At 61.3% G+C, this 2,319-nt stretch carries 2 protein-coding genes and 1 pseudogene; all 3 read left to right on the forward strand.

The genetic code is table 11. From position 1 onward, the window contains the following. Positions 1-1,066: DNA double-strand break repair nuclease NurA (locus tag B7L70_RS12470; RefSeq protein WP_081228450.1), on the forward strand; the 1,066-nt coding region annotated here is incomplete at its 5' end. Positions 1,067-1,416: 350 nt separating this feature from the next. Then, entirely contained in the window at positions 1,417-1,812 is a 396-nt protein-coding gene (locus B7L70_RS14040; RefSeq protein ID WP_101940297.1) for a hypothetical protein, read from the forward strand. Between the two features lie 65 nt (positions 1,813-1,877). Then, positions 1,878-2,319, forward strand: a pseudogene (locus B7L70_RS12480) (ABC transporter); the annotation flags it as partial.

Here is a 2,319-nt window from a genome sequence, read left to right on the forward strand (position 1 = left end):
TGCGGAGGGCATATCGTCGATTAGGGATAGGGCCAAGATAGGGCAAATACCCAAGCCGGCCGACGAGCACTACGTATACGCCGTGGATTCGTCCTACGGAAGCCCCCCTCTGGAGCTGATCGGCGGGGTCTTCACTGTCATAGCCTACGGCTACGTGGGGCGGTCGAGGCAAGGGGTGGACAAGTTCCTGGGCGGCGCCGTCTATTTCGAGGACAAGGACGAGCAAGACCTCTCGCGATACGCGGCGTTGATGGAGCGCCGGCTGGCGGCACGTCTGCTGAGGCGGAGGGCCGAGGGGCTTAAGGATTTCGACGTGCTTCTCCTGGACGGAGAGCTCGCCCTGCATCCGCTTCCCTTCAATCTGGCCGTGCCGGGCGGGAAATACGGGGAGGTCAACAAGGTGGTCGAGTCTCTTCTGGCCGCGGCGGAGAGGGCGGGGGTCACGCTGGTCGGCCTAGCCAAGAGGGTCAGATCGCGCTACCTCTCGGTGCTCTACGGCGGCTGCCTCCCTATGAACGACAGAGCCGCCGCATCGCTCGTATTGAGACCCGGCGAGTATCTGGTCCTCGGCAGACTTAAGGACGTGTTGCCGCGGTGGGCCGAGATACATTACGCCGAATGTGAGGGAGGGCGCCTGAGGGACGAGGTGGTCAGATGCGCCCGGGAGGGCGCCGCGGCTGGGTCAGCCAAGGCGGCGAGGCTCTGCGAGAGGCTGAAGGAGTTCGGCGAGAACTTCGCCTCTATACTCTCGTCGAGCGAATACCCGCACCTGCGCCTTCTGGGCGACGCAGCCGTAGCTTACTACATGCCGCCTGGATCCCAGACCGCCGTGAGGGTAGAGGTGCTGGACCTCGGCCCCGATCTGGAGGAGACCTTGGCATTTCTGGCGGCCACATCTTCGACCGTTACGGGCTATCCGCAGATACTAGACGAGGTGGATCGCTACGTGAAGGTGACGCCGGAGTTCGTCGAGGCCGTCTTGATGATGTTGATCAAGAGGGCGCCCCAGAAAGTGGCCAATATGCTTCTCCCCAACAATCTCCAGAAATTCAGGAGGTTGTTCTGACGCCGACGAGAATCCGCCACATCACGTATTACCCCGACATCAAATCCGCCTACTTTCAGTTCGCCGGCTGCAGCTTCTCGTGCCCTTGGTGCATTAGTTGACGCCTTGGGACCGCCACCTAGACGGCCGGGTCTTGGCCTCGTTGAGGGCGGGCGGCCTCTTGAGCCTCCAAGCCTTTCGGGAGGTCGTGGACGGACTGATCTCAGACGGCATGGAGGAGGCCGGGTTGGGCGGCGAGGAGCCCACGGTGGACGACGCCCCGCCTGCCGTCATACGGCATCTGGCGGACAGAGCTAAGCTGACCTCCTCCCCGCCCTGAAGGGCGAGGCTTTCCATTATTTGTAAGGTTGTTGACCAACGCCTACAGGCTGACGGGCGAGCTACTCGAAGAGCTACGTAGATGCGCGGCGTGCGAGGTGGTCGTAGGTATAAAGACGCTAGACGTCGAGAGGCACAGGAGGTATACGGGCAGGCCGCTGGGCCCCGTGTTGCGCAACATCTCGGCGCCTGTGAGCGCAGGCGTCAAGACCTTGTTCGAGACGGTCCTTATACCGGGGCTTAACGGCCCCGAGGACGTGGAGGGAGCGGCGAAATCCCTGAGGGAGAACCTAGGCGGGGCGATCCTCATGGTGGATCCGTTAATACCGGTGCTTGGCGCCAGCTGGCGGAGGCCTACCGAGGACGAGTTGCGCGACGCGACCGAGAGCGAGGAAATATGTGGATGTGAGGACCCATACAGAGGGTAGGCGGAGCAGGGCGGTGGTCGTCTATCCTTCGCATAATCTTTAAATGCGGGATAATTCTCCCTTCTATGGCCTCGAAGGTTTGGATAGCCGCCGTGGTGGTCGTCGCGATCGTCGCGTGGTTCGCTGGCTACTACTCGAGAGCTCCCGCCGCCCAGACCACGACCGTCGTGACCACATACTCTGAGACCGCTACGACTACCTACTCGACGACCGTTACGACTACATACCTGACGACAGTCACAACCACGGCCACTGTGGTGGTGCGTTACTACCCTATAACTGTCGTAGATGCCCTAAACAGAACCCTCCAGATTGCGGCAGAACCGGCGAGGGTCGTGTCTCTAGCCCCCAGCATAACCCAGATGCTCGTGGCCTTAGGACTCTGCAGCAGGATAGTGGGGCTCGACCAGTTCAGCTATCAATTGCTTAAGGAGCTTAACTATACGTCATGCCTTCCCGCGGATGCGGAGGTGGTCGAGATAAACGCCATGAGCCCCACCGGCTTCA

The sequence above is a fragment of the Vulcanisaeta sp. EB80 genome, assembly GCF_002078205.2.